1 protein-coding gene is annotated in these 647 nt (G+C 68.5%); it reads right to left on the reverse strand.

Annotated elements, in window-relative coordinates; all coding sequences use genetic code 11:
- A partial coding sequence (locus tag ACYVDE_RS25350; RefSeq protein WP_460504282.1) for a DEAD/DEAH box helicase occupies window positions 1-647 on the reverse strand: 647 nt, incomplete at both ends.

Here is a 647-nt window from a genome sequence, read left to right on the forward strand (position 1 = left end):
CCACCCGGTCGCGGGTGTTGGCGAAGACGAGGGCACGGCCCGCTTCGGGCGCGTTCAGCAGCTGGAACAGGGCGGCGGGCTTCTGGTCGGCGGTGCTGAGCACGTGGCCGCGCAACACCAGGCTCTCGGGCAGGTTGGTGGCGTTGGAGCCGCCCACGTTCATCACCCGGGGGCGGGTGAGGTGCTCGCGCACCAGCGCCAGCACCTTATCGGGCATGGTGGCTGAGAACAGCAGCGTTTGCCGCCGCTGCGGCAGGCGGCTGATGATGGTGGCCATTTCTTCCTGAAAGCCTAGCTCCAACAGCTTGTCGGCCTCGTCGAGCACCAGCACTTTCAGGCGGTTGGGGATGATGGTACGACGCTCCAAGTGGTCGAGCATGCGGCCGGGCGTGGCCACCACCACATGGGGCATCTGCTGCAGGCCCTTGACCTCTTCGCGCATGGCGTGGCCGCCGTAATAGCCCGCCACGCGTAGGTTGGGCATATGCTTGCCCAGGGCGCGCAGGGCGTCGCGCACCTGCATCACCAGCTCGCGGGCGGGCACCAGCACCAGCGCCTGCATGGTGGCCGAGGTCACATCGACCTGCTGCAGCACGGCCAGACCATAAGCAGCCGTTTTGCCCGAGCCCGTGGGGGCCTGGCCGGCC

Source organism: Hymenobacter agri, from assembly GCF_054778495.1.